Origin of the sequence: Micromonospora sonneratiae (assembly GCF_042679305.1) — a bacterium.
GTDB lineage: Bacteria > Actinomycetota > Actinomycetes > Mycobacteriales > Micromonosporaceae > Micromonospora_H > Micromonospora_H sonneratiae.
Genome location: NZ_JBHTMP010000133.1, coordinates 1 through 4,873 on the forward strand (window position 1 = coordinate 1; position 4,873 = coordinate 4,873).

5 protein-coding genes and 1 pseudogene are annotated in these 4,873 nt (G+C 71.8%); 4 read left to right on the forward strand and 2 right to left on the reverse strand.

Annotated features, from left to right (window positions below):
- The 4 genes from ACFQ4H_RS34460 to ACFQ4H_RS34475 all read left to right on the forward strand — a co-directional run.
- A partial coding sequence (locus tag ACFQ4H_RS34460) for a glutamate mutase L (RefSeq protein ID WP_377579425.1) occupies nucleotides 1-349 on the forward strand: 349 nt, incomplete at its 5' end.
- Nucleotides 350-865: 516 nt separating this feature from the next.
- Nucleotides 866-2,554 carry an apolipoprotein N-acyltransferase gene (lnt, locus tag ACFQ4H_RS34465; RefSeq protein WP_377579427.1) on the forward strand — a complete coding sequence of 563 codons (1,689 nt, stop codon included), beginning with the start codon at nucleotides 866-868 and terminating at the stop codon, nucleotides 2,552-2,554.
- The gene (locus tag ACFQ4H_RS34470) at nucleotides 2,551-3,342 is read left to right on the forward strand and encodes a polyprenol monophosphomannose synthase (RefSeq protein ID WP_377579429.1); all 792 of its coding nucleotides are present in this window, start codon (nucleotides 2,551-2,553) and stop codon (nucleotides 3,340-3,342) included. The genes lnt and ACFQ4H_RS34470 overlap by 4 nt, the downstream gene beginning before the upstream one ends.
- Nucleotides 3,343-3,402: 60 nt before the next feature.
- Entirely contained in the window at nucleotides 3,403-3,930 is a 528-nt protein-coding gene (locus ACFQ4H_RS34475; RefSeq protein WP_377579430.1) for an FxsA family protein, read from the forward strand.
- Between the two features lie 165 nt (nucleotides 3,931-4,095).
- On the opposite strand, the gene ACFQ4H_RS34480 is transcribed toward ACFQ4H_RS34475, so the two are convergent.
- Entirely contained in the window at nucleotides 4,096-4,437 is a 342-nt protein-coding gene (locus ACFQ4H_RS34480) for an RNA polymerase-binding protein RbpA (protein WP_046564157.1), read from the reverse strand.
- A 174-nt stretch (nucleotides 4,438-4,611) separates the two neighbouring features.
- Nucleotides 4,612-4,873, reverse strand: a pseudogene (locus ACFQ4H_RS34485) (hypothetical protein); the annotation flags it as partial.

Genomic DNA, 4,873 nt, shown 5'->3' on the forward strand with positions numbered 1-4,873 from the left:
CACCGACGCCGCCGAGCGGGCCCTGGATCGGCAGATCGCGACGCTGGCCGCGACGGTGGCGTTGCGCCGGCACGCCCGGGGCGGGTCGGTGGGCGAGCGGGCGGCGCGGGATCTGCGCGACGTCCGGTTGATGATCGGTTCCGGGGGTGTGTTGCGTCACGCGGGGCCGGCCGACGGGGTCGAGGTGCTGGCCTCGGTCCTGGCCGATCATGCCGGTGGTTGGGCGTTGCCCCGGGCGGCGCGGGCGGCGGTGGATGTGGACTACGTGCTGGCCGCGGGCGGGCTGCTGGCGCGGGAGCATCCGGTGGCGGCGGCGGCCCTGCTACAACGTCACCTGGTCGGTGGGTGACGTTCCGGCGTTGTTCACCGGGACGCGCCGGGGGCGACACGCCGGTGCGATCAGGGCGACTGGCCCGGGGCGGTTGACAGTCCCCCGGGGGGACCACGTACCGTCTTTGAGTCCTACTACGGGAAGCGGCTGTTGTTCGCTTCGTCTCTTCGTCCGCTGGCCGAGCGACATGTTCTGATCGTCGCGGCGGCCAGGTCCAGCGGGCGGGGGTCGGCGGGGCGGCGCGAACCGGCCGCGGTTACCGGTGTACGGGCAGGGGAATGTACGCGGCCAGTAGACAACGGCCTGACGGGGACAGCCAGTCCGTGTCTGGTCGGTCCGAAGGTCGTGCTGGATGCCTCTGCCGCACCGGCCGGGAAGGGCCTGGGAGCATCGGGGCGTGGCCAGTGGCCGCGCCCCGATTTTGTTGCCCGCTGTCGGGGGCGGGCCCGGGTTGCCCGGTAGCCTTCGGCGGGTGATTCACACCGCGGGTGCCGTGAGGGGTGCCGGCGATGGCGACGGTGGGGGCGCGGGTTGATGGTTGACACGGTTGCGGCGCGGGTCGGCGCCGGCAGTGGCGGGCCGGGGCAGCCGGTGGGGCGTCCGCTGCCGCTGTGGGGCGCGCTGGTGGCGGCGGTGGCATCCGGTGTGGCGTTGTTGGCGGCGTTTCCCCCGTACGGGCTGTGGTGGTTGGCGCCGGTGGGGGTGGCGCTGCTGGCGGTGGCGGTGCACCGGCGGCGGCTGCGTGGCGGTGCCGGGCTGGGCCTGGTCACCGGGTTGGTGTTCTTCGCGCCGCTGCTGAGCTGGACGAATCTGCACACGGGTTCGCTGCCGTGGGTGCTGCTGTCGGTGCTGCAGGCGGCCTACCTGGCGGTGCTGGGGGCGGCCGGGGCCTGGGTTAGTCCGCTGGTGGACCGGGCCCGCTGGTCGTGGCCGGTGGTGACCGGACTGTTGTGGGTGGCGCAGGAGGCGTTGCGTGACCGTACGCCGTTCGGTGGGTTCCCGTGGGGGCGGTTGGCGTTCAGCCAGGGGGATTCGCCGATGCTGCGGTTGGCGGCGTTGGGTGGTGCGCCGTTGGTGACGTTCACGGTGGCGTTGGTCGGCGGGTGTCTGGTGACTGCCGGGTGGCGGTCGTGGCGTCGGCCGGCGGGGGACGCCGGCCAGCCGGCGGTGGGTCGGCTGCGTCGTTACCGTCCGGTGGCCGGTTTCGTGGCCGGGGCGGTGGGTCTGACACTGGTCGGGCTGTTGGTCCCGGTGGCGGCGGGCGCCCCGGGTGGTGGCCGGTCGGTCACGGTGGCGATCGTGCAGGGCAACGTGCCGCGGATGGGGTTGGATTTCAACGCCCAGCGGCGGGCGGTGCTGAACAACCACGTCGACGCGACCGTGGCGTTGGCGCAGCGGGTCGCCGCCGGGCAGCAGCAGCGCCCGGACCTGGTGGTGTGGCCGGAGAACTCCAGCGACGTCGACCCGCTGCGTGATGCGCAGGCGGCGGCCCGGATCTCTGCTGCGGCGGACGCCATCGGGGTGCCGATCCTGGTCGGGGCGGTGCTGACCGGCCCGGGGGCGGGTCAGGTGCGCAACGTGGGTCTGCTGTGGCAGCCGGGCACCGGGCCCGACCAGGAGCAGTTGTACGTCAAACGCCACCCGGTGCCGTTTGCCGAGTACGTACCGTTTCGGGACCTGGCCCGGATGGTCAGCAAGGAGGTCGACCGGGTCCGGGCCGACTTCGTCGCCGGTGAGCGTCCCGGGGTGGTACGGGCCGGTGGTGCGGTCCTCGGGGATGTGATCTGTTTCGAGATCGCCTACGACGAGGTGGTACGGGACACGGTGACCGGCGGGGCGCAACTGCTGGTGGTGCAGACCAACAATGCGACGTTCGACTCGGCGGAGGCGTTGCAGCAGATGGCGATGGTGCGGCTGCGGGCGGTGGAGCACGGCCGTTCGTCGTTGATGGCCTCCACGGTCGGGGTGTCCGGGTTCGTCAGCCCCGACGGGCGGGTATCCGGCGCTACCGAATTCAACACCCCGGCGGTCGTGATCGACGAGATGCAACTGCGCGATGGCCGTACGGTGGCCACCCGGGTCGGGTTGTGGCCGGAGATCGTCCTGGTGGTGGCCGCCCTGGTGGTCCTCGGTGTGGCGGCCCGGGGCCGCCGCCGGTCGGGATCGGGGAGCCGGGGTGATGACAGCCAGGCCGCGGTCGCGGCAGAAGCGGGGGAGCAGTGAGCGAGGTAGTCGGGGGCTATCCGGGTGTCGGCCGGGTCCTGGTGGTGGTTCCCACCTACAACGAGGCCGACAACGTCCGTGTGATCACGGATCGGCTGCGTCGGGCCGTTCCCGAGGTGGAGGTCCTGATCGCCGACGACAACAGCCCGGACGGCACCGGCGCCCTGGCCGACGAACTGGCCGACCAGGATGATCACATCCATGTGCTGCACCGGCCGGGTAAGCAGGGCCTCGGTGCCGCGTACGTGGCAGGGTTCGCGTGGGCCCGGGACCGGGGCTACGACGCGGTGGTCGAGATGGACGCCGACGGGTCGCACGCCCCGGAGGAGCTTTCCCGGCTGCTCGACGCGGCCCGGGTGGCGGACGTGGTGATCGGATCGCGGTGGACCTCCGGGGGGCGGGTGGTCAACTGGCCCTGGCATCGGTTGGCGCTGTCGCGTGGCGGAAACTTCTACACCCGGCTGGCGTTGGGTATGCCGGTGTCGGATGCCACCGGCGGCTACCGGGTCTACCGGGTGCCGGCCCTGGAGAGAATCGACTTCACGTCGGTTTCGGCACAGGGGTTCGCATTTCAGGTTGAGTTGTCCTGGCGGGCGCATCAGGCGGGTCTGCGTACCGTCGAGGTGCCGATCACGTTCGCCGAGCGGGAACGGGGCACCAGCAAGATGAGTCCGACGATCATCGGCGAGGCGCTGTGGCGGATCACCATGTGGGGGGTCCAGGACCGTCAGGCGACCGTCCGGCGGGGCCTGCACGGCACCGCGACGGGGCAGGTTCGCTGGCCGTGACAGCGGGCGTGTCATGCTGGATGGGCGGATTCCGTAGCCGTAGATCCGGATTGAGGTGACATGCGCCGAGGACTCAAGCTGGTGCCGTTGGTAGCGCTGTCGACAGCGGTCGTCGAAGTCGTCGTCTTCGTGCTGCTCGGGCGGTGGATCGGCTTCGGCTGGACGGTCCTGCTGCTGCTGGCGGCGTCGATGCTGGGCCTGGCCCTGCTGCGCCGGGAGGGGATGCGGGCGTGGCGCGGGTTCCGGGCCGCCGTCGACGCCGGCCGGCCCCCCGGTGAGGAGGCCACCAACGGGCTCGTGGGACTGGCCGGGGCGCTGCTGCTGGCCCTGCCGTGGTTGACCACCGGTGTCGTGGGGCTGCTGCTTCTGGTGCCGCCGTTGCGACGTCTGGTCCGGGGGCGGATCCAGGCCCTGACCGAGCGGCGGGTGTCGGCGGCGGTGGCCGGTGACCTCTTCGGCCCGCGTCGGGTCCGGGTGCGGCGGGGACAGCCGCAGCAGACGCCACAGCCGGCCGTCTACGAGCCGCCGGTTGGCGGCAGCCCCGGTGAGGCCATCGAAGGGGAGATCGTGGAGCCCCGCCGGCCCTGAGCCCGATCCGGGGTCGAGGCGTGAGGAACCGGACGGGCCGGCCGGCAGCCGTCGGAAACGTGGAAGCCCACCGAGCCCCTGACCACTCGGAACGACCGGACGTAGAAAAACCGCCGCCGTCACGGCTTGAAGCCGTGACGGCGGCGGTGCGGTGTCTCTATCCGGTCAGGCGCGACCGCGGCGGGTACGAACCTCCTGCAGCCGTTCGGCGAGGATGTCCTCCAGTTCGGCGATCGAGCGACGCTCCAGCAGCATGTCCCAGTGGGTACGCGGCGGCTTGGCCTTCTTCTGCTCGGGCTCGCTGCCGTCGACCAGCCGTGCGACACTGCCGTCGAACTTGCATTCCCATGTCGTCGGTACCTCGGCGTCGACGGCGAAGGGCACCTCGAACTGGTGGCCCTTGGCGCAGAGGTACTCGCGGGTCTGGCGCGGCGCGAGCTCCGTGTTGCGATCAGATTCGTAGCTGACCGCTCCCAGACGACTTCCGCGCAGCATGCGCTCGCCCATGATCGGTTTCCCCCTTGCTCGTGGTGCTGGTCTTCTCTTTGTAACGACAGGTGCCGGGCGGGCGATTCCCGCTGCGACAGGAAAGGTACCCGGGGAAGGCATCTGTGGTGAAACGCTGCGAGCGTAGCTGGCCGGGTCACCGGGTGAGCTGGCTCACCCAGATCCGGCGCAGATTCAGCTGACGATCATCGTGTCGGTGTCGGTGTCGGTGTCGGTGTCGGTGTCGGTGGTCGCGGCGGTGGCGCCGGTGGCGGTGAGGCGGGCCAGGGCGGTGGCCAGGTCACCGACCTGCCCGGACAGTTGCGCTGTCCGCGCCAGGGCGGCATCCCGGTCGCTTTCCGCTGCCCGTAGTCGTACGGCCAGCTCGGTCAGCCGGCCCTCGGCCAGGGCCGCCGCGTCGCGGGCCGCCCGCAGCTCGGCCAACGCCCGGTCCCGT

Excerpts from the sequence above, each read along its gene's own strand:
- lnt (WP_377579427.1), top strand. The coding sequence starts at position 866 with ATGGTTGACACGGTTGCGGCGCGGGTCGGCGCCGGCAGTGGCGGGCCG.
- ACFQ4H_RS34475 (WP_377579430.1), top strand. The coding sequence starts at position 3,403 with ATGCGCCGAGGACTCAAGCTGGTGCCGTTGGTAGCGCTGTCGACAGCG.
- ACFQ4H_RS34480 (WP_046564157.1), bottom strand. The coding sequence starts at position 4,437 with ATGGGCGAGCGCATGCTGCGCGGAAGTCGTCTGGGAGCGGTCAGCTAC.